The organism is Phenylobacterium sp. (assembly GCF_013911965.1).
Lineage (GTDB): Bacteria > Pseudomonadota > Alphaproteobacteria > Caulobacterales > Caulobacteraceae > Phenylobacterium.
In genome coordinates, this window is the sequence record NZ_JACESE010000022.1 from 1 (window position 1) to 26,220 (window position 26,220).

Below are 26,220 nucleotides of genomic sequence, written 5' to 3' on the forward strand. Positions count from 1 at the left end.
CTTCCCGCCCGCCCCCGACGCCGTCAAACCCGTCCGCGCCCTGCTGTCGGTCTCCGACAAGACGGGGCTGGTCGAAGCCGCAAAGGCCCTGGCCGAGATGGGCGTGGAGCTGGTCTCCACCGGCGGCACCAAGGCGGCCATCGCCGCGGCCGGCCTGGCGGTGAAGGACGTCGCCGACCTGACCGGCTTTCCGGAGATGATGGACGGGCGGGTGAAGACTCTGCACCCGGTGGTGCATGGCGGCCTGCTGGGGGTGCGCGACGCCGCAGATCACGCCAAGGCCATGGCCGAGCACGGCATCGGCCCCATCGATATCGTCTACGTCACTCTCTACCCCTTCGAGCAGACGGTGGCCGCCGGCGGCGACTTCGCCTCTTGCGTCGAGAACATCGACATCGGCGGACCGGCCATGATCCGCTCGGCCGCCAAGAACCACGGCTATGTCGCCGTCTGCACCGAGCGCGCCGACCTGGAAGAGGTGATCGCCGCTCTGAAGGCCGACGGCGCCACCTCGCTCCCCCTGCGCAGGACGCTCGCCGCCCGCGCCTATGCCCGCACGGCGGCCTATGACGCGGCCATCTCGCAGTGGTTCGCCAAGGAACTGGCCGAAGAGGCGCCGCGCCGCCGCGCCTTCGCCGGCGAACTCGTCCAGACCATGCGCTATGGCGAGAATCCGCATCAGGCCGCGGCCTTCTACCGCGACGGCTCGAACCGCCCCGGCGTGGCGACGGCGACCCAGCTGCAGGGCAAGGCGCTCTCCTACAACAACATCGCCGACACCGACGCGGCCATCGAACTGGTCGCCGAGTTCGACCCCGCCGCCAGCGCGGCCGTGACCATCATCAAACACGCCAACCCCTGCGGCGTGGCCCTGGGCGAGGATCTGGCGCAGGCTTATCAACGCGCCCTGCAGTGCGATCCGGTCTCGGCCTTCGGCGGCATCGTGGCGGTGAACCGCCGCCTCGACGCCGCGGCCGCCCGCGAGATCGTGAAGATCTTCACCGAGGTGGTGGTCGCCCCCGAGGCGGACGACGAGGCCGTCGAGATCTTCAAGAAGAAGAAGGACCTGCGCCTGCTGGTCACCGGCGGCCTGCCGGACCCGAAGGCGGCCGGCGTCACCTGGCGCCAGGTGGCCGGCGGCTTCCTGGTTCAGGGCCGCGACACGGCCCACATCACCGCCGCCGACCTGAAGATCGTGACGAAGCGCCAGCCCACCGAGGCCGAGCTGCGCGACATGCTGTTCGCCTTCACCGTGGCCAAGCACGTGAAGTCCAACGCCATCGTCTACGCCAAGGGCGGTCAGACCGCCGGCATCGGCGCCGGCCAGATGAACCGCAAGGATTCGGCCCGCATCGCCGCCATCCGCGCGGCCGAGGCCGCCGAAGCCGCCGGCCTGCCGGAGTCGCTCGCCAAGGGATCGGCCTGCGCCTCCGACGCCTTCTTCCCCTTCGCCGACGGCCTGATCCAGGCGGCCGAGGCCGGCGCCACGGCGGTCATCCAGCCGGGCGGCTCGATCCGCGACGAGGAGGTCATCGCCGCCGCCGACGAGGCCGGGCTGACCATGGCCTTCACCGGCGTGCGGGTCTTCCGGCACTAGGGTCGGCGCAGACCGCCTCAGCCCAGGCTGGCGATATAGCCGCGCCAGCCGCCGAACGCGGTGACGTCGCGGGCGCCGTCGAGCGCCCGGGGCTCGGCGACGAAGCCCTTCACGGTCGTCCCGTCCTCCAGCGTCACCGTGCCGATGGCGAGCGGGGCGGGCACTTCGGCGGTGAAACTGCCGAAGGCGGCCATGCCGAGTTCGTAGACCTCCACCTCGATCGCCGCCCCCTCGCCTTCGCCCACATGGATCAGGGCCGGCTTGGGCGGCGTCGTCTCGGCCATGGCGTAGAGGCGGTAGGCCGGCGCGGTGCGGGTGCGCGAGACCAGCCGCGCCTCGCGCGAGGTAAGCTGCCAGTGCAGCGGCATTCCGGCGAGATGGGCGCCGACGACGGAGAGCTTCACGGTCTGGGGCTTGCCGTCCGTATCCAGGTCGGGCGTGGCGGGCATGGCGCGGATCTCCTCATAGCGGCGCGCGAGGTCGAGCAGGGCGGCGTCGGCGAAGGCCGGACCGACCAGGGTGACGCCGAAGCCGGTTCCGTTGTCGCGGTAGCCGGCGGGCACGGCCACGGCGCTCATGTCCAGCAGGTTCACGAAGTTGGTGTAGAGGCCGAGATTGGCGTTCAGCGCATAGGGCTCGGCCAGGAGCTCGGCGATCCGGTAGATGGTCGGGGCGGTCGGCAGGACCAGGACGTCGGCGGCCTCCCAGATCGCCTCGGCGGCGCGGGCGTGGGCCTGCAGGGCGTAGATCCCCTTGAAGGTCTCCACGCCGGAGACGGCGAAGCCGCCCTGGACGATGGCCCGGACCACGGGATGGACGGCGCCCGGCCTCGTCCGCAGCAGGTCCTCGATGGCGGCGGCGCGCTCGGCGACCCAGGGGCCGGCGTAGAGGAGCTGGGCCGCCTCGAGCAGGGGAGCGATGTCCACCTCGACGAGCGTCGCGCCGGCGGCGGCAAGCCTTGCGATGGCGTCGTCGTAGAAGCGGGCGGCGGCCTCGTCGCCGAAGAACTGCAGCTGATCCAGCCGCGGGACGGCCAGGCGCCAGGTCTCGCCGAACCGGGCGCGTCCGGCCTGTTCGCGGCGCGAATAGGGGTCGGCGGAATCGAAGCCCGAGGCGACGGCGTCGACAAGGGCCGCATCGGCGGCGTCGGCGGTGAAGACGGTGATGCAGTCCAGCGAGCGGCAGGCGGGCACGAGGCCGCTGGTGCTCCACCGCCCCTTGGTGGGCTTCCAGCCGACCAGGCCGTTGAAGGCCGCCGGCACGCGGCCCGATCCGGCGGTGTCGGTACCGAGCGCGAAGGCGACGAGGCCCGCCCCCACCGCCACGGCGCTGCCCGAGCTCGAGCCGCCGCTGACATAGTCGCGGTTGAAGACGCAGGCGGGACTCCCATAGGGCGTGCGCGTGCCCACGAGCCCGGTGGCGAACTGGTCGAGATTGGTCTTGCCCATCATCACCGCCCCGGCGGCGAGGAGGCGGGCGACCACCGTGGCGTCGGTCTCGGGCCGATAGGCGAAGGCCGGGCAGCCGGCCGTGGTCGGCAGGCCGGCGACATCGATATTGTCCTTCACCGCGAAGGGGACGCCGGCCAGCGGCAGGTCCTCGCCCGCCGCGATCCGGGCGTCGACGGCGCGGGCGGCGGCCAGCACGTCCTCCGCCCTCGGACGGTCAATCCAGGCCTGGGGCTGGACGGCGTCGAAGGCGGCGATCCGCGCGAGGCTGTCACGGGCCACGTCCTGCGCCGATCGGCGTCCGGCGCGGACCTCGGCGGCGATGGCGGCGACGGAGAGGCGGTCCATGGCTGTGGTCTCCCTCAGGCCGGCTCGAGGGCGATCATCGGCGCGCCCGGCGCGATGGCCTGCCGCTCCTGGGCGTAGACCTGACGGACGACGCCGGCGGCGGGGCTGGGCACGTCGCATTCGGTCTTCATGGCCTCGATCACGGCGATGACGGCGCCCTTCTCCACCACGTCTCCGGGCTGGACGAGCATCTTCCAGACGCTGCCGCCCAGCGGCGCCTCGACCAGTTCGGCGCCGTCGGGGACGACGATCTCCTCGGGCTCGGCGGCGTCCTCCGCGGCGCTGGTCAGGGCCTCGGCGCGGGCGAACTCGCCCCTGCGCTCCCACTCGGCCCTCTCGGCGTCGAAGGCGGCCTGCCGCGTCCCCTGGAAGGCTGCGATGCTGGCGGCGTTGTCGGCCAGGAAGGCGCGGTAGTCGGCCAGGCGGAAGGTCTCCTGATCGATCTCGATCTCGCGGCGGCCCAGGGGGAAGTCCCGCCGCCACTCGGTCAGCTCCTCATGGCTGACGGGAAAGAAGCGGATCTGGTCGAAGAAGCGCAGCAGCCAGGGCTTGCCCTCGGTGAAGGCGTTCGTCTGCCGGTAGGTGTTCCAGACCTGGATGGTGCGGCCGAAGAGCTGATAGCCGCCCGGCCCCTCCATGCCGTAGATGCACATATAGGCCCCGCCGATGCCCACCACATTGGGCGGCGTCCAGGTTCGGGCCGGATTGTACTTGGTGGTCACCAGACGGTGGCGCGGATCGATCGGCGTGGCCACCGGCGCGCCGAGATAGACGTCGCCCAGGCCCATGACGAGGTAGCGGGCGTCAAAGACGATGCGGTGGACGTCGTCCTCGCTGGCCAGCCCGTTGATGCGGCGGATGAACTCGATGTTGTCCGGGCACCAGGGGGCGTCGTCGCGCACCGAGGCCATGTACTTGTCGATGGTCTCGTAGATCGCCGGGTCCTTCCACGACAGCGGCAGGTGGACCACGCGCGAGGGGATCTCGAAATCGTCCAGGCCGCCCAGCCGGTCCTCGGCCTCGGTCAGGGCGCGCAGCAGCTCGGCCTGCGACAGCACCCGGCTGTCATAGTGGACCTGCAGGGAGCGGATGCCGGGCGTGATGTCGATGACGCCCGGCAGGGCGATGGCCTGCAGCTCCAGCATCAGGGCGTGGATGCGCAGGCGGAGCTCCAGGTCGAGGACGATCGGGCCGTATTCCACCAGAAGATGGCGGTCGCCCTGGCGGCGATAGACGGCGCGCGGCCGGTGGCCTTCGGCCTCGATGATCCCGAGGATCGGGCTCTCGATCTTGCGCGCGGGCGCAGGCAGCGGAATTGCGGGCGCCCCGGCGACGAGAGCGTCCTGCGCCTTCTCCGCGGCGACGGCCTCTTCGTCGCTCACCACCGCGAAGCGCACCGTGTCGCCGGGCGCGAGCTGGCCGGCCTTCCAGAGGTCGGCCTGGATGATGACGAAGGGACAGACGAAGCCGCCGAGGGAGGGACCGTCGGGTCCCAGGATGATCGGCATGTCGCCGGTGAAGTCCACCGCGCCGATAGCGTAGGCGTTGTCGTGGATGTTGGACGGGTGCAGGCCGGCCTCCCCGCCGTCGCGCCGCGCCCATTCCGGCTTGGGCCCGATCAGGCGCACGCCGGTGCGGTTGGAGTTGTAGTGCACGCGCCACTGCGCGCTGGCGATCATCGCCACATCGTCCTGCGTGAAGAAGTCCGGGGCGCCGTGGGGACCTGCCAGCACGCGGATCGTCCAGGCCCTGGCGAGGCTGGGACGTTCCTCCGGCTTCAGCGGCGGACGCGCCGGACCGGTCTCGCCGTCTGCGATCCGCAGCACGTCGCCGGCCGCCAGCGTCCGGCCGGCATGGCCGCCGAAGCCGCCGAGGGTGAAGCTGGACCGGCTGCCGAGATAGGCCGGCACATCGAGCCCGCCCTTCAGCAGAAGATAGGCGCGCAGGCCCGCCCCTTTCACGCGGCCGAGCTTCAGGGTCTGGCCCTCGCCGATATGGAAGGGGGCGTAGGGCTGGACGGGGACGCCGTCGAGACTGGCCTCCAGCTCGGCGCCGGCCAGGCAGGCCGTGGCGGCGCGGTTGAAGAGGAGCGTCGGCCCCAGCGCCGTGATCTCCAGGCCGGCGGCCGTCTCGGCGTTGCCGAGCAGCCGGTTGCCGAGCCGGAACGAGAAGGCGTCCATCGGTCCGGACGGCGGCACGCCCACGTCCCAATAGCCCTGCCGGCCGGGATAGTCCTGGACCGTCGTCGCCGGGCCGCCGCTCAGCACGCGGATCGTCTGCGGCGCGAACGGGATTTCGGAAAGCGCGCGGGTGGAGACCTGTCCTGAGACGAACGGCTCGCTGCGGGCCACCTGCCGCAGCCATTCGACATTGGTCTCGAGACCTGCGAGCCGGGTCTCGTCCAGGGCGGCCTGGAGGGCGGCGACGGCGGCGGCACGGTCCGGCGCGGTGACGATCAGCTTGGCGAGCAGGGGGTCGTACCAGGCCGAGACCTCGGTGCCGTCCGCGACCCACGCATCGGCCCTCGCGTCCGCCGGGAAGCGCACCTGCGTCAGCACGCCGGAGGATGGCCGGTAGTCCTGGCCGGGATCCTCGGCATAGAGGCGGGCCTGGATGGAGGCCCCGCGCGGCCGGGCTTCGAAACCGTCGAGGAAGCCGTAGTCGCCGGCTGCGCCGCGGATCATCCATTCGACGAGGTCGACCCCGGTCACCTGCTCGGTGACCCCGTGCTCCACCTGCAGGCGCGTGTTCACCTCCAGGAAGAAGAAGTCGTCGCGCTCTGCGTCGTAGAGGAACTCCACCGTGCCCGCCGAGCGGTAGCGGGCCGCCTGGGCGAGCCGGGTCGCGGCGGCGATCAGCGCCTCGCGCGTGGCCGTCGGCAGCAGAGGCGCCGGCGTCTCCTCGACGACCTTCTGGTTGCGGCGCTGGAGCGAGCAGTCGCGCTCGCCGAGCGCGACGACGCGGCCTGTTCCGTCGCCGAAGACCTGCACCTCGATGTGCCTTGCGCGGCGGACATAGCGCTCCAGGAAGACGCCGCCGTCGGAGAAGTTGGAGCCGGCCAGCCGCGTCACCTGGGCGAAGGCCTCGGCCACGGCCGCCTCGTCCTCGCAGACCCGCATGCCGATGCCGCCGCCGCCGGCGGTGGCCTTGAGGATCACCGGGAAGCCGATGTCGCGCGCGGCCGACAGGGCCGCCCCGGCGTCCGTCAGCAGGTCGGTTCCCGGCGCCAGGGGCACACCGTGGGCCTGGGCCAGGTCCCGGGCCGTATGCTTGAGGCCGAAGGCGCGGATGTTGGCCGGCGTCGGTCCGATGAAGGCGATCCCCGCCATCTCGCAGGCCTCGGCGAAGGCGACGTTCTCCGAAAGGAAGCCATAGCCGGGGTGGATGGCCTCCGCCCCCGTCGCCTTCGCCGCCGCCAGGATGGCCTCGACCTTCAGATAGCTCTCGGCCGCCGGCGCCGGGCCCAGGCGCACGGCCTCGTCGGCCTGGCTGACATGCAGCGAGCCGGCGTCGGCGTCGGAGAAGACCGCCACCGAACCCACCCCCATGGACTTCAGGGTGCGGATGATCCGGCAGGCGATGGCGCCGCGGTTGGCGACGAGAACCTTCTTGAACACGCGGAAACTCGTCTCAGGCGGCGATGATCATGCGCACGGGCGTCGGATCGAAGCCGTTGCAGGGGTTGTTGATCTGCGGGCAGTTGGAGACCACCGCCACCAGGTCCATCTCGGCGCGGATATCGACATAGAGGCCGGGCGCGGAGATGCCGTCGACGATGCCGAGCGCCCCGTCGGCCTCCACCGGCACGTTCATGAACCAGTTGATGTTGGAGACCATGTCGCGCTTGCCGCGGCCGTGGCGGCCGTTGGCCTGCAGGAAGTTCTCCACGCAGGCGTGCTGGCTCTTGGTGTGGTGGCCGTAACGCAGCGTGTTGCTCTCGCACGAGCAGGCCCCGCCGATGGTGTCGTGATAGGCCACCGAGGTGCCGAGCACCGTGGCCATGGGATTGCCCTCGTTGGACAGCAGCACCGACCCCGTCTTCAGGAAGATGTTGCCCTGGGCGGCGATGGTGTCCTGGGCGCTGTAGCGCTCGGCGTCGTCGGCGGCCGAGTACATCAGGAAGTCGACGGCCTGGTTGCCCTCCAGGTCGACGATGCGCAGCACCTCGCCCCTGCGCACCAGATGGTCCCAGGGGGCGCGGGCGGGGACGACCTCGTCGAGGACGATGCGGGGCGGCAGGCCCGCCAAGGCGGCGTCGGTCATGTCGGGCACCCCTATCGACGGTAGTAGTCTTCGACGTTCAGGAAGGCGCGCCGGCCCTCCGGCGTCGCATTGCGGACCGGATCGTCCTCGGCCGTCACCGGTCCGCGCCAGGCGTCCACGCGCAGCGGCGTGACGCGGTAGTCGGGACGCGGGTCGGCCACGTGCGGGCAGTTGGCCAGGACGAGGATGACCTCCATCTCGGCGCGCAGGGTGACCGTCCGGCCGGGCGCGAAGGGTCCGACGTGCGGCTCCACCGCCCCGTCGGAGGCGATTCGGACGCCCTTGAACAGGTTGATGCAGGGGTGGATGTCCTTGCGGCCGAGGCCGAACTTGGCGACGGCGAGGGCGAAGCGGTCGCGGGCGTTGGGGTGCGGCCCCCAGTTGTCGCCCTCGCCGTACTTGCGGGCGTTGGAGGCGCGGTTGGAGGCGCCGCAGAAGGCGTCGTGCGTGGCCGCGCCGTCCTCCACCAGGCTCATCAGAACCCGGCCCATGTCCGACAGCAGCAGCCGGCCTTCGCCCAGATAGGCGTTCCACTGCACCTTGACCGTGTCGGCCACGTTCAGGCGCTCGACCGGGCATTCGGCGTTGAAGACCAGGACGGACGCGCAGGCGTCGCCCTGCAGGTCGGTCAGCCGCACGCGCGCGCCGCGCGACAGCCGCTTGGCGCCGTAGCCGCCGGGGGCGATCGTCTCGGCCCACAGCATGTCCTGCGGCGCCACGCCCGCGGGCAGGGCCTCAGCCTCCCACGGCGGCAGGGTGGGCATGGACTCCACCTTCGTGCCGGCCATGGCCCGCGCATGGGCCTGGGCGCCGTAGGGATCAGCCGTGTTCGTCGTCATGTCACGCGCCCCCTGCGCGGGCCTCGCCGGCCCGGCCGTGCGCATGCAGCGGCGGCAGGAGCGAACGCGTCGTCACGAGGCGGATCTGGTGGACGCCGCGGATGCGCCGCAGTTCGTCGCAGAGCTGGTGCAGCCGCGCCGCCGGCCCCTGGACCAGAAGCACTTCCAGCGACTGGTCGTCCTCCAGGAAGACATGCTGGGACGAGATCACCTCCTTGAGGAAGGCGACCTGCGCCTGGGCGAGCGCCTGGCGGACCCGCCCGCTCTCGGCGCGGTAGATCAGGGTGATGGTGCCGGCGAGAACGGCGTCGCCCTGCGCCTCGCTGTGCTCGGCCAGTTCGTGCCGGATCAGTTCGGCGATCATCTGCGAGCGGCTGGGCAGGCCGCGCTCGGCCACCATGTCGTCCAGCTGGGCCAGGAGTTCGGCCGGCAGGCTGACGCTCAGCCGCGCGAGCTGGGAAATCTGTTCCAAGGTCATGGGCCCATGCTGGGAGCAGTATTACGTTCGTCAACTTTCGTAATAACGGTGGCGGTGCGCCGCCACGCGCCGCCTGCGCCCTAGGCGCCCGGACGCCCCCGGCGCCCAGCCGATGGGCGCCCTCCGGCGGGAAGGAGATGCGCCCGGAGGGCGGCCGCCCGGGCGCTTGTGCCCGGCCCGGCCGGCGACCACTGCGGCGAGATTGATTGGCGCGGGGGCGGAACCTCCCTAACCTGCGCCGCAAACCGCCGCCCGATGCGGCTTTAGAGTGCATGAGAGTCGCATGACCGATTCGCCCCCGCCCGCCGGCGCCGAGACGCCCGCCAAACGCAATTTCGTCCAGCGCTGGTGGTTCGACGTCGTTCTCTGGAAACGGATCTTCCTGGCCCTCGTCCTGGGGGCGATCGTGGGCCTGCTGCTGGGGGAGAACGCCACCGCCATCAAATGGCTGGGCGACCTGTTCATCCGCCTGATCCGGATGATCGTGGTGCCGCTGGTCTTCGTCTCCATCGTCTCCGGCGTCGCCGGCATGGGCGATCCGCGCCGACTGGGCTCCATCGGCGGCAAGACCATCCTGCTCTACTTCTGCACCACCGCCATCGCCGTCTGCGTCGGCATGCTGTTCTCGACCTTGTTCCAGCCTGGCGCAGGGGTCGATTTCGCCGGCGTGACCCCTCAGGCGGTGGGAAGCGCCCCGCCGGTCAGCGAGCAGTTGCTGGGCATCGTGCCGCTGAACCCCATCGAGGCCCTGGCGACGGGCGACATCCTGGGTGTCATCTTCTTCGCCATCCTGGTGGGCGCCGGCATCCTGGCCATCGGCGAGCGGGGCCAAAGGCTGGCGGATCTCTTCGCGGACGGGGTCGAGGTCATCCTCTACATCACCAAGCTGGTCATGGAGGTGGCGCCGTTCGGCGTGTTCGCCCTCATGGCCTGGGTGATGGGCACGGCGGGGCTCGAGGTCTTCGTCCACATCTTCCTGCTGGCGGCCGCCCTGGTGGTCGGCTGCGCCGTACAGGTGCTGCTGATCCACGGCGGCATGCTGCGCCTGCTGGCCAAGCTGCCGATCTGGCCCTTCTTCCGCGACATTCCCGATGCGGTGATGGTGGCCTTCTCCACCTCCTCCTCGGCGGCCACCCTGCCGGTGGCCATGCGTGTCGCCGAGAAGAACCTGGGGGTCAGCCATACGGTGGCCTCCACCGCCCTGCCGATCGGCACCACCGTCTCCATGGACGGCACCGCCCTCTATATCGGCCTGCTCACCATGTTCGCGGCCCAGGCCTTCGGACTGGACCTGACGCCCGCCCAGCTGCTGCTGGCGGGCGTGACCACCGTGCTGGTGGCCGTCGGCACGGCGCCTATTCCGTCGGCCTCCCTCTTCATGCTGGCGGCGGTGCTGACCTCCATCGGGGTGACGCCCGAGCAGACGGCGCTCGTGGTCGGCTTTGTCCTGCCCTTCGACCGGCTGCTGGACATGACGCGGACGGTGGCCAACAACACCTCCGACCTCGCCGTCGCCGTGACCGTCGCCAAGTGGGAAGGCGAACTGGACGAGGCCTCCTATCGCGCAAAGCCGGTCGAATAGAACAGGCGTGACCTTGCGGCGGGCGTGGGGATTGGCGACTTAGAACCCCATGCTCGACGCCTCGCCCGAAGTCTTCCTGCTGGTCACCGGCCTGCTGCTCCTGGCGACCGTGCTCGCCGGGACCCTGTCCAGCCGGTTTGGCGTCCCGGCCCTGATCGGCTTCCTGGCGCTCGGCATGCTCGCCGGATCGGACGGCCCCGGCGGCATCGGCTTCGCCGACTACCAGGCCGCCCAGACGATCGGCGTCGCCTGCCTGATCTTCATCCTCTTTTCCGGCGGCCTCGACACGCCGTGGAAGGCGGTGCGGCCGGTGCTCTCCCCCGCCCTTGTCCTGGCCACGCTGGGGGTGCTGATCAGCACGGCGGTCGTCACCGTGGCCGCCGTGCTCCTGCTCGACTTCAGCATCCTCCAGGGCTTCCTGCTGGGCGGCGTCATCGCCTCCACGGACGCGGCCGCCGTCTTCGCCGTGCTGCGCACCCAGGAGACGAAGCTGCGCGAGGACGTGCTCAGCCTCATCGAGCTGGAGAGCGGCTCGAACGACCCCATGGCCATCTTCCTCGTCGGCGCCGCGCTGGCCCTCATCGCCGCGCCGGCGACGCCCCTGCTCTCCTTCCTGCCGGAATTCGCCCTGCAGATGATTCTCGGCGCCCTCTTCGGCGCCGGCGCCGGCTACGCCTTCACCGTCATCCTGAAGCGGGCGCGGCTGCGGCAGGGGGGGCTGTTCCTGGTGGTGTCGGTGGCCGCGGCCCTGCTGGCCTTCGGCCTGGCCGGCAGCCTGGGCGGCTCCGGCTTCCTGGCCGCCTATCTGGCCGGGGTCGTGGCCGGCAACCGGGACTATCCGAACCGCCGTCAGGTCTCCCAGTTCCAGGACGGCCTGGCCTGGCTCGCCCAGGTGGTGATGTTCCTCACGCTCGGCCTGCTCGTCTTCCCCCACCAGCTGCCGGCCGTGGCGCTGGACGGGCTGGCGATCACCGCGGTGCTGATGCTGATCGCCCGGCCGCTCAGCGTCTTTGTCAGCCTGGCGCCGTTCCGCGCCTTCGACTGGCGGGCCAAGCTGTTCGTCTCGTGGGCGGGGCTGCGCGGCGCCGTGCCCATCGTGCTGGCCACCTTCGGCATCGTCGCCGGGGTGGAGAACGCCCAGACCATGTTCAATATCGTCTTTTTCGTCGTCCTGGCATCCAGCATCATCCAGGGACCGACCATCGGGATCGCCGCACGGCGCCTCGGCATTGACGGCCGGGGACCGCCGGGTCCCGACCAGGCTGCGAAGACGGAGGACGCCGCCGCATGAGCCCTCGCCAGGAACTCGCCCGCCTGATCGATCAGGCCGCCAACATCACCGTCTTCACCGGCGCCGGGATCTCCACCGAATCGGGCATTCCGGACTTCCGCAGCCCCGGCGGCGTGTGGAGCAGGATGAAGCCCATCTACTTCCAGGACTTCATCGCCAGCGAGGAGAAGCGCCGCGAGGCCTGGACGCGCGCCTTTTCCGGCCGCGCCGGCTGGACGGGGCGGTCGCCCAACGCCGGCCACTACGCCGTCGCCCGCCTCGCCGCGCGGGGAAAGGTCGGGGCGGTGATCACCCAGAACGTCGACAACCTGCATCAGGATTCCGGCGTGCCCGCCGACAGGGTGATCGAGCTGCACGGCAACGCCAGCTACGCCAAGTGCCTCTCGTGCGAGACGCGGCACGAGCTGGACGACCTGAAGCGCGCCTTCGAGGCGACCGACGAGATCCCCACCTGCCGGGAATGCGGCGACCTGGTGAAGACCGCCACCATCTCCTTCGGCCAGTCCATGCCCGAACGGGAAATGCTGCGCGCCCGGGCCGCGACGCTCGCCTGCGACCTCTTCCTGGTGCTGGGGTCCTCGCTCGTCGTCTATCCGGCGGCCGACTTTCCGATCCTCGCCAAGCGGCGGGGCGCGGCGCTCGCCATCGTCAATCGTGAGCCGACGGACCAGGACGATTTCGCCGACCTCGTCCTGCATGACGAGATCGGCCCGACGCTCAGCGAGATCGTCCCGGCCGAATCCTAGACCGAGGCGCTCGGCCGTTCCTTCACCTTGGCGAACCAGACGGGCAGCCACTTGGCCTCGGCCGGCAGGGGCTGCCCCACCTGGGCGCCGAAGGCCAGGAAGCAGTAGAGCAGGATGTCGGCGAGGCTGAAGCGGTCGCCGCAGACGAAGATGCGCCCGTCCATCTGGCCGTCCAGCCACAGGATCTTGTCCTTGGCGATGGCCTTCAGGTCCTCCGCCGCCTCGGCGCGGACCAGACGGAAGCGGCTCTCGAACAGCGGCCGGCCCTCGGCGGCGCGGAAGCCGTTCGTCAGGGGCTCGACGATGTTGAGGTCGATGCGGCGCGTCCACATGCGCGTCTCGGCCCGTTCCTTGGGCGTGGCGCCGATCAGCACCGGCTCGGGCTGGATCTCCTCCAGATACTCGCAGATGGCCGTAATCTCGCAGACGGTCGTGCCGTCGTCGAGCTCCAGGGCCGGCATCTGGCCGGCCGTGTTGATCTTCTCCGCATAGGGCGGCTGGCGGTTCTCGCCCTTCATCAGGTCGATCTGCTGGACCGGGATGTCGAGGCCCTTCTCGGCCATGAACATGCGGACGACGTGCGGGTTCGGACCCACCGAATTGTAGAACTTCATGGCGCTTTCTCCCTGGTCTGGCGGGGAGTTGACGGCCTGCCGCCGCGTCAGGTCAACCGGGGTCAGGCGCCGGCCGGATCCGGGCACGGCGTGGAGGGATCGTCGTCGGCGCAGGCCTCGGTCATGCGGTCGAAGTGCTCGCCGGCGTCCGTCGCCGCGACGACGGGCGCGGGCTCGGCGCGAGCCTCGGTCGCCACCTCCGCCCCCTCGGTCAGGGTGCGGTGGACGGGGCACTTCTCGGCGATCTCGATCAGGCGCTGGCGCTGCTCGGCGTCGAGGTCGCCTTCAAGGCCCACCTCGCGTCTGAAGCGGTCCTTGGTCTGCGCCGTGCGCGCCGTATGGCTCACCTCCACCGTCACGCGATCGAGCGGCCACCCCTTGCGGTCGGCATAGAGGCGGCAGGTCATCGCCGTGCAGGCGCCCAGCGCCGCCCCCAGAAGATCATAGGGACTGGGACCGGAATCGAGGCCGCCCACCTCCACTGGCTCGTCGGCCAGGAAGCGGGCGGGCCCGGCCTGCACCTCGACCTGGAACTTTCCGCCGCCCGTCTCTTCCACGCGCACGGCGTCGGGCGCGCGCGGCGCGGCTGTGGGCGCCTCGGCCTCCACATAGCGCTCCGCCCACGCCGCGATCACCCCGGCCGCATAGTCGGAGTCCGCCCGCTCGGTGAGCAGATGATCGGCGTCGTCGAGGGAGACGAAGCTCTTCGGATGGCGCGCGGCGATGAAGATCTCGGTGGCGTTGTCGATCCCCACCACCTCGTCGCGCGGCGCATGCAGGATGAGCAGGGCGCGATGCAGGCGGGCGATGCGGGCCTTCTGATCGTGGCCCGAGAGGTCGCGAACAAAGCCTGCGCCCAGTTCGAAGCGCCGGCCGGCCACCTCGACCGGGACGCGGCCTTCGCCGTCCAGGTCGCCCTCGATGTGCTTCAGGACGTGTTCGGCGTCCGCCGGGGCGTTGATCACCGCCACGGCGCGCACGCTGTCGCAGCGGCCCGCGGCGGCGAGCACGGCGGCGCCCCCGAAGGAATGGCCGATGAGGATCTGGACCTCGTGCCCGGCCGCGCCCATGGCCTCGACCGCGGCGACGATGTCCGCCACGTCGCTGGAGAGGCCGCCGCCGAAGTCGCCCTCGCTTTCGCCCAGGCCGGTGAAGTCGAAGCGCAGGACGCCGATCCCGCGCTCGGCCAGGGCCCGGCTGACGCGAACGGCGGCGTGGGAGCGCTTGTCGCAGGTGAAGCAGTGGGCGAAGACGGCGAAGGCCCGCGGCGGCCTCGGACCCGTCTCCAGCACGCCGGACAGGCGCCGCCCCGCGGCGTTCTCGAATTCGAACCTCACCCCCGGCATGGCGGCTCCTCTCCTGGCCTTTATCGGTACTCTGGGTTGGGGTGGTCGAACCTGGCCCCGTCCTTCCAGGCCTGCGGCAGGTTGCCGTGCGCCGGCACCCCGCCCGCATCCTTCAACATGCGGGCGAAGTGCATCAGGTTCCAGGCTGCGAAGGTGGTGTTTCTCTGGGTGAAGTCGTTCTGCGGCCCGCCGGAGCCCTCGTCGCAGTAGGAGGGACTAGGCCCCGCCTCCCCCACCCAGCCGGCGTCGGCCTGGGGCGGGATGGCGAAGCCGATGTGCTGCAGCGAATAGAGGATGTTCATGCCGCAGTGCTTGGCCCCGTCCTCGTTGCCCGTGACGATGCAGCCGCCGACGCGGCCGTAATAGTCGTACTGCCCCTTGTCGTTCAGCTTGCCGGAATAGCCGTAGAGCCGCTCGACCACGCGGGTGCAGACGGAGGACTTGTCGCCCAGCCAGATCGGCGTTCCGATCACCAGGATGTCCGCCGCCATCACCTTCTTCTGCAGGTCAGGCCAGGCGTCGTTGGCGAAGCCGTGCTCGCGCATGTCGGGCTGGACGCCGGGCGGGATCTCGAGGTCGGCGGCGCGGACCGTCTCCACCTTGACCCCGTTCGCCGCCATCACCCCGATCGACACATCCATCAGGCCCTGGGTGTTCGACGGCAGGCGCGAGGGCTTGAGGCTGCAGTTGATGAACAGGGCGGAGAGATCGTCGTAACGGGCCATGGGCGGCTCCAGCTTCAAGGGGACGCAAGGCCGAACGGCTCGCCGCCCGGCCCTGTTCCTCTCAAGCTTCCGCGAGGCCCGCAGCGCCTAGAGCTGGGCCACCAGATAGTCGGCGGAGGAGACCTTGAATTCCCCGGGTTCCTCGACGTTCAGCGACTTCACCACGCCGTCCTCGACGATCATGGAGTAGCGCTGCGAGCGCTCGCCCATGCCGAACTTGCGCGCGTCCATCTCCAGGCCCACGGCCTTGGTGAAGTCGCCGCTGCCGTCGGCCAGCATGACGATGTCCTCGCCCACCGACTGGGCCTCGCCCCAGGCCTTCATGACGAAGGCGTCGTTCACGGACAGGCAGGCGATGACGTCGACGCCCTTGCCCTTGATCTCGTCGGCCTTGTCGACGAAGCCCGGCAGGTGCCGCGCCGAGCAGGTGGGGGTGAAGGCGCCGGGGACCGCAAAGAGCGCGACGGTCTTGCCCGCGAAGAAGTCGTCCGACGAGACCGGCTTGGGGCCGTCGGCCGTCGCCTGGGTGAGGGTGACGCTGGGCAGCTTGTCGCCGACCTTGATGCTCATGGGCGTGCTCCTGTTCGGCCGCCGCATGCGGCCCTGTGCGAAGAGATAGCCCACGGACGGGCCGCTTCCATCCCCCAACGCATGACGTCTTGAAAGCGCCGCGTTCCGCCTCAAACTAAGGGGCATGGGCAAGTCGGATCCCAGCCACGATCCCGCCGACGGCTACCTCTCGGGTCAGCTGCTCATCGCCATGCCCGGCATCGGCGATCCCCGCTTCGAGCGCGCGGTCGTCCTGGTCTGCGCCCATGACGAGGAGCACGCCATGGGCCTGGCGGTGAACCGGCCCGTGGACGGCCTTCATCTGGGCGACCTGCTGGAGCGGCTCGACATCGAACACGGCGCGGCGCCGGTCCTGGAGGAGCCGGTCCTGATCGGCGGCCCGGTCGAACGGGAGCGCGGGTTCGTGCTCCACACCGACGACTATCGCAACGACGGCAGCCTGCCCGTGGCCGACGGCCTGGCCCTGACCGCCACGCGCGAGGTGCTCGAGCTGCTCGCCGCCGGCGAGGGGCCCCGCCGGTGCTTCATGGCGCTCGGCTATGCCGGCTGGGGCGCCGGCCAGCTGGAGCAGGAGATCCGGGACAATGTCTGGCTCACCTGCCCGCCGGACGAGTCCCTGCTGTTCGGCGACGACCATGACCACAAGTGGTCCCAGGCGCTCGCCAAGCTCGGCATCGATCCCAGCCTCCTGACCGCCGCAGCAGGCAGCGCCTAGGGGCCGGCGGTCCGGAACTCCACCGCGCAGGACAGATCCCCGCGCCAAGGCACGATCAGCGCGTCGCCCAGGTGAGAATGTTCAACGCCTCCGGCGGCGAGGACGCTCTCCGCCTGGGCGAGGCTCCCGACGTGGAACACCAAGGCCGCTCCGCGCGAACTCCCGGCGCCGTAGCGCTCGGCGAAGGCGGCTTCCGGAACGCGGACGATCGTGTCCGGGTCGAGCCCTGAGCCGCCACGCGTGGGTGGGGGGTCGCCCTGGTCGAATACGATCTGCGCGAGCGCCAGGGCGCCATTGGCGTGGATGCGCCAGTCCGGATGGATGTCGCGGTCCCCATCCAGATGGGCGATCACCGCCAGGCCGACGGGCGCCCGGCGCATGCGAAGCGTGAAGTAGACGAACCTGGCTACGGTCGCCGCCTCGTCATCCCAGCAGCGTTCGAGACGAAACTCCCCCGCCCGGGGCTCTTCGGCGGCAAGGCTGTCGCGCGCCGCCGCGAGATCGTCGGCGCGATAGAGGAGACCGTTGGGTCCGCGCGCCTGATTGGGCGGGAGCCCCTGCGCCTCGTGAAGATCGAGCCAGCCGCTGGATAGGAAGACGCATCGGCATGGCCAGCGCGCCTCGGCGTCGTCGGGCGAGGTGTAGGCGCCCCTGGGAGAGACCGTGAAGCCCAGCATCGCCCAGGTGCGAGCGAGCGCGTCCAGGTCGGCGGCGGCGAAGGCGACGTGGTCGAGCGGCAGCATGAGCAGACCCCCTGCGCGGCGACGCCGGCGCCGGTTGCGTCAGCCGCGGGCCTTCACCGGAGCGGCGCCGTCCACATAGCTCTCGTTGAGATAGACCTCCGCCTCCTGGGGCGAAAGCGCCGGGGCGTAGCCGAAACCCTGGCCGTAGTCGCAGCCGAGGGACAGCAGCTGGCGGGCCATGCCGGCGTTCTCGACGCCTTCGGCCACCACCTCCAGCGCCAGGTCCTGGCCCAGCTTGACGACCGAGGAGACGATCTTGGCCGAGCCTTCGTCGGTGGCCATGGTGCGCACGAAATAGCGGTCGATCTTCAGCGTGTCGAAGGGCAGGCGCGTGAGATAGGAGAGCGACGAGAAGCCGGTGCCGAAGTCGTCCAGGGCGAGCGCGGCGCCGGCCTGGCGCAGGCTGCGCAGGATGACGGCCGCCCGGTCCGGATCGCGCATGACGTCGCTCTCGGTGACCTCCAGCTTCAGGGCGCCGGCCGGCAGGCCGGTGTCGGCCAGGATCTTCACCACGTCCGAGACGAGGTCGGGCCGGTCGATCTCGCCGGTCGACAGATTGACGGCGACGGTCAGTTCGCCGGCGGCGCGGTGGTTGCGGCGCCAGGTGGCGAGCTGGCGGGCCGCCTCGTGCATCATGTGGGCCCCGAGCGCGCTCATCAGACCCATTTCCTCGCACAGCGGCAGGAACTGGTCGGGCGTGAGCAGGCCCCGCCGCGGATGGCGCCAGCGCACCAGCGCCTCGAAGCCCGACAGCGCGCCGGTCGAGAGGCGCACGATGGGCTGGTAGAAGGGCATCAGCTCGCCGCGCCCGATGGCGCCGCGCAGGTCCCCTTCCAGGGCCAAGCGCGACAGGCCGTCGCTTTCCAGGCTGCGGCCATAGGCGGCCGCGCCGCCGCGGCCGCCGTTCTTGGCCGCCTCGACGGCCAGCTCGGCCCGCCGCAGGAGTTCGGCCGCCTCGGGCGCTTCGGAGCCGCCCGTCGCCTTCACGGCGCCGATCGAGAGGGTCGGATGGATGTCGAAGCCGGCGACGCGCAGGGGGCGTTCCAGGGCGGCGCGCAGGACCTCGGCGGCCTCCACCTCTCCCGAAGGCGCAAGCACGCCGAACTCGTCCTCTCCCACCCGCGCCAGAAGGACGCCCGGCGGGAAGGCCGCCGCCAGGCGTGAGCCGAGGGCCGCCAGGACCAGGTCGGCGCGCTCGTGGCCCAGCGCCTCGTTCAGGCGGCGCAGGCGGTCGAGGTCCGCCACGACGAGCTCGTGGCCGCCCGGAAGCTGCAGATGCTCCCGGGCCCGCTGGATGAAGCTCTTGCGGTCCAGGAGGCCGGTCAGGTGGTCGAGATCGGAGGCGGCGAACTTGGTCTCGGCCGCGACCACGCCGGCGGCCCGGAGCCCCTCCTCCAGCCAGACGCCGCGCCAGATACAGACGCCGCCGCCGCGCATGCGCAGCCGGACGGCGATCTCCGTCCCGGGATCCTGGGTGCGGAGGATTTCCTCGGCTCGCGCCCGGTCCTGCGGCAGGGCGAGGGCGCGCATGGCCGCCGAGGAGCATTCCGGCGCGAGGGGGCCAAGCCCCAGGGCGCGCGAGGCGCCGGTGAGCCGCAGGCGGTCGCGCTCCGGCTCCCAGTGCCACAGGACGACGTCAGCCGCGCCCAAGGCCTCCAGGGTGGTTGTCGCGTCCCAGATCCAGCGATCGCTTGGCATGGCCTCGTGCGGCGCCGGCGCCGCGGGCGGCCGGCCTAAACGGAAACGAGTTCGTCCGCCCGCCCCGCCTCCGGACGAGGCGAGATGAGCGCGAACAGGACATGATCTCGCCAAACGCCGTTAATTTTCAGATAAGCCTTGGCGAAGCCCTCCTCCTCGAAGCCCGCCTTGGCCAGCAGGCGGCGTGACGCGGCGTTGTGAGGCAGGCAGGCCGCCTCCAGCCGGTGCAGGCCGAGCGTCTCGAAGGCGAAGCGGCTGAGGGCCCGGGCGGCGGCCAGGGTCAGGCCGCGGCGGGCATAGGGTTCTCCGCACCAGTAGCCCACCGTTCCCATCTGGGCGACGCCGCGGCGGATGTTGGACAGGGTGATGCCGCCGGTCAGGGCGCCGTCCTCCTCCCGCAGGACGAAGAAGGAGTAGGCGGTCCCCGCCTCCCGGTCGCGGGCGTAGGCGGCCAGGCGGCGGCGAAAGGCCGCGCGGGTGAGGTCGTCGGCCGGCCAGGTCGGCTCCCACGGCTGGAGGAAGGCGCGGGAGCGGGCCCGCAGATCGCGCCATTCGGCATAGTCGCCCGTCCGCGGCGGGCGCAGGACGACGCCGTCGCCGTCCACCTTCAGTCCGCCTTCGGACGCCATCCAGTCGAGCAAAGCCATGGAGGAATTGCGGCTGCGAATGGCCGCGCCGTCAAGCGCGGCCGAACAGCGTCTGGTGGAAAGCGCCGGCCGCGGCGCCGGCCCGGCGGGGGCCCAGCACCGAGACCACGGCCCGTCCGGGCGCGAGCATGGCGTCCGAGAGGCGCCGCAGATCGGCGGGCTCGACCCCATCCACCCCTTGCGCCAGTTCGACGGGCGGGATGAGGCGGTCGAACAGCAGCAGCTGGGCGGCGGCCTGTTCGGCGCGGCCCAGGGGCGATTCCCGGCCCATGAACATGGAGCCCTTCAGCTGCGCCTTGGCGCGGGCCAGTTCGCCGTCGGTGACGCTGGACGCCAGGCCGGCGATCTCGCCCGCCGCCACCTTGGCCAGCTCCTCGGCGTCTTCCGCCGCGCAGCCGGCGAACACGCCCAGCACGCCCTGGTCGGCATAGGTCTCGCTGTAGGCGTCGATGGCGTAGGCGAGACCGCGCCGTTCGCGCGCCTCCTGGAAAAGGCGCGAGGCCATGCCGCCGCCGAGGATCTCGGCGAAGAGGCGCAGGGCGAAATAGTCCGGATCCTTCACGCCCACCGCCGGCAGCAGGAAGACGAGGTTGGCCTGTTCCAGCTTTCGCGCGGTGACCACCTGCCCGCCGGCGAAGCGAGCCTCCGGCGCCTGCGGCGCGGCGGCGGCGGGACGGGCGGCGGCGAAGTCCCGTTCGGCCAGCCGCAGCAGAGTCGCCTCGTCCACCGCGCCCGCGGCGCTGATCACCAGGGCGTCGGGGGCGTAGAGCTGATCGCGCCAGTCCGACAGCGCCTCTGGCGTGGCCGTTCCGATGCTGGCCGTCGTGCCCAGGATGGAGCGGCCAAGGGGCTGGCCGGCGAAGGCGGCCTCCTGGGCCAGCTCGAAGACGAGGTCGTCGGGCGTGTCGGCGACTTCGGCGATCTCCTGGCCGATCACCTGCTTCTCGCGGACGAGTTCGTCGGCCTCCAGGCGCGGGCGCAGGATCAGGTCCGCCAGCACGGCCGAGCCGAGGTCGAGGCCGTCGGCCAGGCAGCGCACCTGATAGCTCGTCCGCTCGTAGCCGGTGGCGGCGTTGATCTGGCCGCCCTCGCCCTCGATCGCCTCGACGATGGCCTTGGCCGAGCGCTCGCCCGCGCCCTTGAACACCATGTGCTCGAGCAGGTGAGACCAGCCGGAGCGGTCGGCGGGCTCGAAACGGGCGCCGCGGCCGGCGACGACGCTGAGAGCCGACGTCTCCAGGCCCGGGATCGGGTCGCAGACGACGCGGACGCCGTTGGACAGCGTGTGGACCGAGGCCAAGCCTCAGCTCTCGGCGAAGGCGCGCACGCAGGCCTTGATGGCCTCGGCGTCGGCCGGCAGCCGATCGAACCGCTCGGGCTGATCGGCGAGGCTCTGGGCCCAGCGCGGCAGGCCGGGCGTGACGCCCGTGGCCGCCGAGACCGCCTCGGGGAACTTGGCCGCATGAGCGGTGGACAGCACCACCATCGGCGCCTCCACCGGGCCGGCGCGGCGCATGGCGGCCGCGCCCACGGCGGTGTGGGGATCGATCAGTTCGCCGGTCTCGTTCAGCGTCGCCACCAGGGTGCGGGTGGTCTCGTCCTCGCTCACCGCCACGCCGGCGAAGAGCTCGCGCATGAAGGCGTGGGCCTGGGGCGGGATGTCGATGCGGCCCGCCTCATTGAAGGCGGTGAAGGCCCGCGCCGTCTCGAGGGCCTCGCGGCGGACGGCCTCGAAATAGAGGCGCTCGAAGTTGGAGGCCGACTGGATGTCCATGGCCGGGCTCTGGGTCGCGGCGACGTCGCCACGGGCGTAGCGGCCCTCCTCGAAGGCGCGGGCCAGGATGTCGTTGCTGTTGGTGGCCACGACGATGCGGGCGATCGGAAGGCCCATCTGGCGCGCCACGAAGCCGGCGAAGGCGTCGCCGAAATTGCCCGACGGCACGCTGAAGGAGACCGGGCGCTCCGGCGCCCCGAGCGCCACGGCCGTCGTGAAGTAGTAGACGCTCTGCGCCACGATGCGGGCGAAGTTGATCGAGTTGACGCCGGTCAGGTCGACCGCCTGGCGCAGGCTCTTGTCCTGGAAGGCCGCCTTCACGATGGCCTGGCAGTCGTCGAAGGTGCCCTGGACAGACACGCAGCGGACGTTCGGCTCGGCGGCCGTCGTCATGAAGCGCCGCTGGACCTCCGAAATGCGGCCCTCGGGGAACAGCACGCAGACGCGCACATGGTCACGGCCGCGGAAGGCCTCGACCGCCGCGCCGCCCGTGTCGCCCGAGGTGGCGCAGAGAATGGTCTGGGTGCGGTTCTGCCCCGCCAGGATGTGTTCGTAGAGGCGGGCGAGCAGCTGCATCGCCACGTCCTTGAAGGCCAGGCTCGGCCCATGGAAGAGCTCGGCCAGGAAGGCGTCGGGCGCGATCTGCACCAGCGGCACGACGGCGGCGTGGGCGAAGGTGGCGTAGGCCTCGGCGCACATCGTGTCGACGACGTCGCGGGCGATCTCCTCGCCGGCGAAGCGCGCCAGCACCTCGGCGGCGACGTGGGCGTAGGGCTTGCCGCGGAAGCCCGCGATTTCCTCGCGGCTGAAGCTCGGCCAGGTCTCCGGCACATAGAGGCCGCCATCGGGGGCCAGGCCCGAGAGGACCGCATCCACAAAGCCGACCGCCGGGGCCTCACCCCGGGTGGAGACGTACCGCATCAACTCTTCCATCTGCGCCAGAGCATGGCGGCATAGACGGCGATCAGGGCGCCCGCAAGGCCGAACCAGGTCAGGGCGTATTCCAGGTGGCGATTGGGAATCTCCCCCGGAAGCGGCGCCGGTTGGAGCGCGGGGAAGTCCGGATTGGTCGGCGTCTCGGCCAGCAGGAAGACCGGCGCGGGGTCGCGGGCGCCGAGCGCCTGAGCCATGGCGGCGACGTCGCGGGAGAACCACTGGTTCTCGCCGGGCCGGTTGTCGGGGGTCACGAAGTTGCCGGGCTCGGGTTCCCGCAGCAGGCCCACGACCTCCACGCGGCGCCCCGCGTCGGCGACGGGCGGGCGGGCCGAAACCGTGTCGGGGACGAAGCCGCGGTCGACGAGAATGGCGCCATAGGGGCCCGCCCCCAAAGGACAGGCCGAGATCAGGCGCGAGCCGGCCTGGCCGTCCTTGAGCGCGTAGAGCTGGAGGAAGGGCGCGGTGTCGAGCCCCGGGCAGACGACCTGCACCCGGTAGAAGCCGAGGTCTTCGCCTTCCGCCCGGGCCAGGACACGCTCGAGCGCCGCCGGCGGGGCGGTGGAGCGGGTTTCGATCTGGCGCAGGAGTTCGGTCTTCCAGGCCAGGCGCTGGACCTGCCAGACGCCGAGGGCGCAGAGGATGGCGAAGGCGATCGCGGTGGCGATCGTCAGGCCGACGGGGAAGCGGTCGGGGGCCTTGGCCTCAGTCATCCGAGCGGGCTTCGGAGGCCTTGTGGCCGAACTGGGCCCCCAGCATCGCCCCCTTCAGCGGGCGCAGCAGCGCCACCGAGACGATGACCGTGAGGGGAAGCCACAGGATCAGGTGAAGCCAGATCGGCGGCGTATAGGCCAGTTCCACGAACAGCGCCGCAAAGGCGATCAGAAAGCCGGCGATGAGGATGACGAAGACCGCCGGACCGTCGCCGGAGTCGGCCTTCGCCAGATCGAAGCCGCAGGCTTCGCAGCGGGGAGAGACCCGCAGGAAACCCTCGAACAGGTGGCCGTCCCCGCAGTTGGGGCAGCGGCCGGCGAGGCCCGACAGGATCGGGTTGGGCCCCGCCACCGCGACTAGTGTCCGCCGGCGCCGCCGAAGACGACGTAGATGAAGGCGAACAGGAAGAGCCAGACCACGTCCACGAAGTGCCAGTACCAGGCGGCGGCCTCGAAGCCGAAGTGCTTCTGGGGCGTGAAGCCGCCGTTCATCAGGCGGATCAGGCAGACCAGCAGGAAGATGGTCCCGATCAACACGTGGAAGCCGTGGAAGCCGGTGGCCATGAAGAAGGCCGAGCCGTAGAGGCCGGAGTTCATCGCCGCATCCGAGTAGAAGTACTGGTGCGACAGGATGTGATGGTACTCATAGGCCTGGATGGCGGTGAACAGGGCGCCGAGGCCGACCGTCAGGATCAGGCCCCACTGCGCGCCCTTGCGGTCGCCCTGCTGCAGGGCGTGGTGCGCCCAGGTGACCGTGGTGCCGGAGAGCAGCAGGATCAGGGTGTTGACCAGGGGCAGGTTCCAGGCCGGCACGGTCTCGATGCCCTGCGGCGGCCAGGTGGCCCAGGCGGTGCGGACCTCTTCCAGGGTCGAGAGGGTGCGGTGCTCGTGGAAGAGCGCCATCTCGAAGAAGATCCAGAACCAGGCGACGAAGAACATCACCTCCGAGGCGATGAACAGGATCATGCCGTAGCGCAGGCCGATATCGACGACCGGCGTATGGTCGCCGGCGTTGGCCTCCTTGGTGACGTCGATCCACCAGGCCGCGGCGACGGCCGTGACCATCACGAAGCCGGCGGCGAACAGCCACCAGGTGCCGGCGGGAAGCCCGAAGAGCCCCTTCCACCAGGTCACCAGACCGATGGCCATGATGGTCGCGCCGATCGAGGCCAACAGCGGCCACGGGCTCGGATTGACCAGGTGGTAGTCGTGCTTGACGCCTGCTTGGGCCATTTCGGTCCTAACCCCTCATATTCTCGAAAGCGCCGGCCCTGCTTGGGTCTCTCCGCCGGTCGCTCTGTCTCGCTGGTCCTATAGCGCCGCCCGTCACGATCCGCCAAGCGTCGAAGCGCCCGGCGCAGCGGGCGCCTTGGCGCTCTGCTGGGGCTGGGCGTCCTCGTCCGCCGGGAAGAAGGTGTAGGACAGGGTGATCTCGGGCTTGTTCTTCGTCTCGAAGTCCTCGGCGTATTCGGGATCGACGAAGTAGACCATCGGGAACTTGATGGTCTCGCCGGGCGCGATCGTCTGGTCCGAGAAGCAGAAGCACTCGAGCTTGCGGAAGTAGGGCCCGGCCGATTCGGGCACCACGTTGTAGACGGCCCGGCCGGTGATCGGCGCGTCGCCGTTGTTGGTGACGTCGAAGAAGGCCAGACCCGTCTCGCCGATCTTCACCTTCTGGGCCACCTGCTCGGAGCGGAAGGTCCAGGGCAGATCGCGCACATTGGTGTCGAAGCGGATGTTGAGGGTCTTGTCGAGGACCCGCGTCGGCGCGGCCTCGGCCCGGCTGACGGTGCCGTCGAAGCCGGTGACACGGCAGAAGGCGTCGTAGAGCGGCACCGAGGCGAAGGCGAGCCCCACCATGCCGACGAAGACGCCGCTGCAGATCAGGGCGAGCTTCGTGTTGCTCATCTTGCGCCGCGGCTGCGGCGCGGCGTCAGAGGGGTCGGTCGAGGACATTGGCTCCCAGCCGGACGACGGTGACGAGGAAGACGAGGACGGCGAACACGACGAGGCCGATGGCGAGGGCGACGTTGCGGCCGCGGCGGGCGCGGAACTCTTCCGGGCTCGGCCCGGTGGGGGCGCCGTCCTGCGGATGCTCGACGGCTTGAGGATCGTCGTCGCGCTCACTCATGCGCCGCCTCCGTGGATCAGGACCGGCAGGCCCGGCAGGTCCAGCAGCTTCTCGGCCAGCAGGGTGGCGAAGAGCAGGGTCAGGTAGAGGATGGAGAAGGCGAACAGGTTGCGCGCGTCCTTCGCCCCGGCCTTGACGTCATAGAGGCGTCCGTCGTTGCGGGGATCGGCGCTGTCCCCGGCGGAGCTGCGGCGGACCTTCCAGGCCAGCGCCAGGAAGGCGAGACCGCCGAGGCCGGCGACGCCGAGATAGACCGCGCCGCCCAGGCCCGTGGCCGCGGGCGCGAGGCACAGCGGAACGAACAGCAGGCTGTAGATGAAGATCTGGCGCCGGGTGGAGGCCGCGCCGGCCACCACCGGCATCATCGGCACCCCGGCCTTTTCGTAGTCCTCGCTGGTGTAGAGCGAGAGCGCCCAGAAGTGGGGCGGGGTCCACATGAAGATGATGGCGCACAGCAGCCAGGCGTTCAGCGGAACAGAGCCCGTCGCGGCCGCCCAGCCGATCACCGGCGGCAGAGCGCCGGCCAGCCCGCCGATGACGATGTTCTGCGCCGTCCAGCGCTTGAGCCACATGGTGTAGACGACGGCGTAGAAGAAGATTGTGAAGGCGAGCAGGCCCGCCGCCAGCCAGTTCAGGGCGATCCCCATGAACATCACCGAGAGCAGGGAGAGCGTGACGCCAAGGCCCAGCGCGTCGGCGCCCTGGACGCGCCCGGCGGGCACCGGCCGGCCGCGCGTGCGGCGCATGCGGGCGTCGATGTCGGCGTCGTACCACATGTTCAGCGCGCCCGAGGCGCCCGCGCCCACGGCGATGCAAAGCACGGCCACCGCGCCCAGCAGCGGATGGATCGGCTGGCCCGCGCAGACGAGGCCGGTCAGGGCGGTGAACACCACCAGCGACATCACCCGCGGCTTCAGCAGCTGGACATAGTCCTGCCAGCGCGCGGGGGCTCGGCTCGTGGTGATGGCGCTCGTCATGGTCGCCAAGACATACTCCTAAAACTGGCCCCGACAACGGCG

The 26,220-nt window shown here is 70.9% G+C and carries 25 protein-coding genes; 5 read left to right on the forward strand and 20 right to left on the reverse strand.

Annotated features, from left to right (window positions below; genetic code table 11):
* A partial coding sequence (gene purH / locus H2041_RS17130) for a bifunctional phosphoribosylaminoimidazolecarboxamide formyltransferase/IMP cyclohydrolase (protein WP_293414789.1) occupies positions 1-1,597 on the forward strand: 1,597 nt, incomplete at its 5' end.
* A 17-nt stretch (positions 1,598-1,614) separates the two neighbouring features.
* On the opposite strand, the gene atzF is transcribed toward purH, so the two are convergent.
* The 5 genes from atzF to H2041_RS17155 are packed head-to-tail and all read right to left on the reverse strand — an operon-like array spanning position 1,615 to position 8,973.
* Positions 1,615-3,393, reverse strand: coding sequence for an allophanate hydrolase (atzF, locus tag H2041_RS17135; protein WP_293414791.1), 1,779 nt, complete (start codon positions 3,391-3,393; stop codon positions 1,615-1,617).
* A gap of 14 nt (positions 3,394-3,407) precedes the next feature.
* Positions 3,408-7,010, reverse strand: a complete 3,603-nt coding sequence (gene uca / locus H2041_RS17140; RefSeq protein ID WP_293414793.1) for an urea carboxylase — start codon at positions 7,008-7,010, stop codon at positions 3,408-3,410.
* A 13-nt stretch (positions 7,011-7,023) separates the two neighbouring features.
* Entirely contained in the window at positions 7,024-7,656 is a 633-nt protein-coding gene (locus H2041_RS17145; protein WP_293414794.1) for an urea amidolyase associated protein UAAP2, read from the reverse strand.
* Positions 7,657-7,667: 11 nt separating this feature from the next.
* Positions 7,668-8,495, reverse strand: coding sequence for an urea amidolyase associated protein UAAP1 (locus tag H2041_RS17150; protein WP_293414795.1), 828 nt, complete (start codon positions 8,493-8,495; stop codon positions 7,668-7,670).
* A gap of 1 nt (position 8,496) precedes the next feature.
* Positions 8,497-8,973, reverse strand: coding sequence for a CopG family ribbon-helix-helix protein (locus H2041_RS17155; protein WP_293414796.1), 477 nt, complete (start codon positions 8,971-8,973; stop codon positions 8,497-8,499).
* 283 nt (positions 8,974-9,256) lie between these two features.
* Between H2041_RS17155 and H2041_RS17160 the strand changes: the two genes are divergently transcribed.
* Genes H2041_RS17160 through H2041_RS17170 form a run of 3 tightly spaced genes read left to right on the forward strand, consistent with a single transcriptional unit; the run spans position 9,257 to position 12,592 of the window.
* Entirely contained in the window at positions 9,257-10,555 is a 1,299-nt protein-coding gene (locus H2041_RS17160; protein WP_293414797.1) for a dicarboxylate/amino acid:cation symporter, read from the forward strand.
* Between the two features lie 49 nt (positions 10,556-10,604).
* Positions 10,605-11,846 carry a potassium/proton antiporter gene (locus H2041_RS17165; RefSeq protein WP_293414798.1) on the forward strand — a complete coding sequence of 414 codons (1,242 nt, stop codon included), beginning with the start codon at positions 10,605-10,607 and terminating at the stop codon, positions 11,844-11,846.
* Positions 11,843-12,592, forward strand: coding sequence for a Sir2 family NAD-dependent protein deacetylase (locus H2041_RS17170; RefSeq protein WP_293414799.1), 750 nt, complete (start codon positions 11,843-11,845; stop codon positions 12,590-12,592). The genes H2041_RS17165 and H2041_RS17170 overlap by 4 nt, the downstream gene beginning before the upstream one ends.
* On the opposite strand, the gene H2041_RS17175 is transcribed toward H2041_RS17170, so the two are convergent.
* The 4 genes from H2041_RS17175 to H2041_RS17190 all read right to left on the reverse strand — a co-directional run bounded on the left by H2041_RS17175 (position 12,589) and on the right by H2041_RS17190 (position 15,847).
* The gene (locus H2041_RS17175; protein ID WP_293414800.1) at positions 12,589-13,206 is read right to left on the reverse strand and encodes a glutathione S-transferase; all 618 of its coding nucleotides are present in this window, start codon (positions 13,204-13,206) and stop codon (positions 12,589-12,591) included. The genes H2041_RS17170 and H2041_RS17175 overlap by 4 nt on opposite strands.
* A gap of 62 nt (positions 13,207-13,268) precedes the next feature.
* A complete protein-coding gene (locus H2041_RS17180) occupies positions 13,269-14,552 on the reverse strand; it encodes a bifunctional alpha/beta hydrolase/OsmC family protein (RefSeq protein WP_293414801.1) in 1,284 nt (427 codons plus the stop codon).
* 20 nt (positions 14,553-14,572) lie between these two features.
* Entirely contained in the window at positions 14,573-15,277 is a 705-nt protein-coding gene (locus H2041_RS17185) for a flavodoxin family protein (protein ID WP_293414802.1), read from the reverse strand.
* Positions 15,278-15,364: 87 nt separating this feature from the next.
* Entirely contained in the window at positions 15,365-15,847 is a 483-nt protein-coding gene (locus tag H2041_RS17190) for a peroxiredoxin (RefSeq protein WP_293414803.1), read from the reverse strand.
* A gap of 124 nt (positions 15,848-15,971) precedes the next feature.
* On the opposite strand from H2041_RS17190, the gene H2041_RS17195 reads away from it, so the two are divergent.
* Positions 15,972-16,562, forward strand: a complete 591-nt coding sequence (locus H2041_RS17195; RefSeq protein ID WP_293414804.1) for a YqgE/AlgH family protein — start codon at positions 15,972-15,974, stop codon at positions 16,560-16,562.
* Here H2041_RS17195 and H2041_RS17200 read toward each other — a convergent pair.
* The 11 genes from H2041_RS17200 to cyoE all read right to left on the reverse strand — a co-directional run bounded on the left by H2041_RS17200 (position 16,559) and on the right by cyoE (position 26,178).
* Positions 16,559-17,305 carry a VOC family protein gene (locus H2041_RS17200; protein ID WP_293414805.1) on the reverse strand — a complete coding sequence of 249 codons (747 nt, stop codon included), beginning with the start codon at positions 17,303-17,305 and terminating at the stop codon, positions 16,559-16,561. The genes H2041_RS17195 and H2041_RS17200 overlap by 4 nt on opposite strands.
* Before the next feature lie 39 nt (positions 17,306-17,344).
* Positions 17,345-19,003 carry a bifunctional diguanylate cyclase/phosphodiesterase gene (locus H2041_RS17205; protein WP_293414806.1) on the reverse strand — a complete coding sequence of 553 codons (1,659 nt, stop codon included), beginning with the start codon at positions 19,001-19,003 and terminating at the stop codon, positions 17,345-17,347.
* 35 nt (positions 19,004-19,038) lie between these two features.
* Complete coding sequence (locus H2041_RS17210; RefSeq protein WP_293414807.1) at positions 19,039-19,650, reverse strand: GNAT family protein; 612 nt, start codon at positions 19,648-19,650, stop codon at positions 19,039-19,041.
* A gap of 31 nt (positions 19,651-19,681) precedes the next feature.
* A complete protein-coding gene (locus H2041_RS17215; RefSeq protein ID WP_293414808.1) occupies positions 19,682-20,950 on the reverse strand; it encodes a pitrilysin family protein in 1,269 nt (422 codons plus the stop codon).
* Between the two features lie 3 nt (positions 20,951-20,953).
* Complete coding sequence (gene thrC, locus H2041_RS17220; protein ID WP_293414809.1) at positions 20,954-22,345, reverse strand: threonine synthase; 1,392 nt, start codon at positions 22,343-22,345, stop codon at positions 20,954-20,956.
* Positions 22,345-23,070: an SURF1 family protein gene (locus H2041_RS17225; protein ID WP_293414810.1), complete on the reverse strand. Its 726-nt coding sequence runs from the start codon at positions 23,068-23,070 to the stop codon at positions 22,345-22,347. Before H2041_RS17225 ends, thrC begins: the two co-directional genes overlap by 1 nt.
* Entirely contained in the window at positions 23,063-23,422 is a 360-nt protein-coding gene (locus H2041_RS17230; protein WP_293414812.1) for a DUF983 domain-containing protein, read from the reverse strand. The genes H2041_RS17225 and H2041_RS17230 overlap by 8 nt, the downstream gene beginning before the upstream one ends.
* 5 nt (positions 23,423-23,427) lie before the next feature.
* A complete protein-coding gene (locus tag H2041_RS17235; RefSeq protein WP_293414813.1) occupies positions 23,428-24,303 on the reverse strand; it encodes a cytochrome c oxidase subunit 3 in 876 nt (291 codons plus the stop codon).
* Between the two features lie 93 nt (positions 24,304-24,396).
* Positions 24,397-24,978, reverse strand: coding sequence for a cytochrome c oxidase assembly protein (locus H2041_RS17240; RefSeq protein WP_363244773.1), 582 nt, complete (start codon positions 24,976-24,978; stop codon positions 24,397-24,399).
* Between the two features lie 25 nt (positions 24,979-25,003).
* Positions 25,004-25,201: a hypothetical protein gene (locus H2041_RS19125; protein WP_367134242.1), complete on the reverse strand. Its 198-nt coding sequence runs from the start codon at positions 25,199-25,201 to the stop codon at positions 25,004-25,006.
* Positions 25,198-26,178, reverse strand: a complete 981-nt coding sequence (gene cyoE / locus H2041_RS17250) for a heme o synthase (RefSeq protein WP_293414871.1) — start codon at positions 26,176-26,178, stop codon at positions 25,198-25,200. The genes H2041_RS19125 and cyoE overlap by 4 nt, the downstream gene beginning before the upstream one ends.
* Between the last annotated feature and the right edge of the window lie 42 nt (positions 26,179-26,220).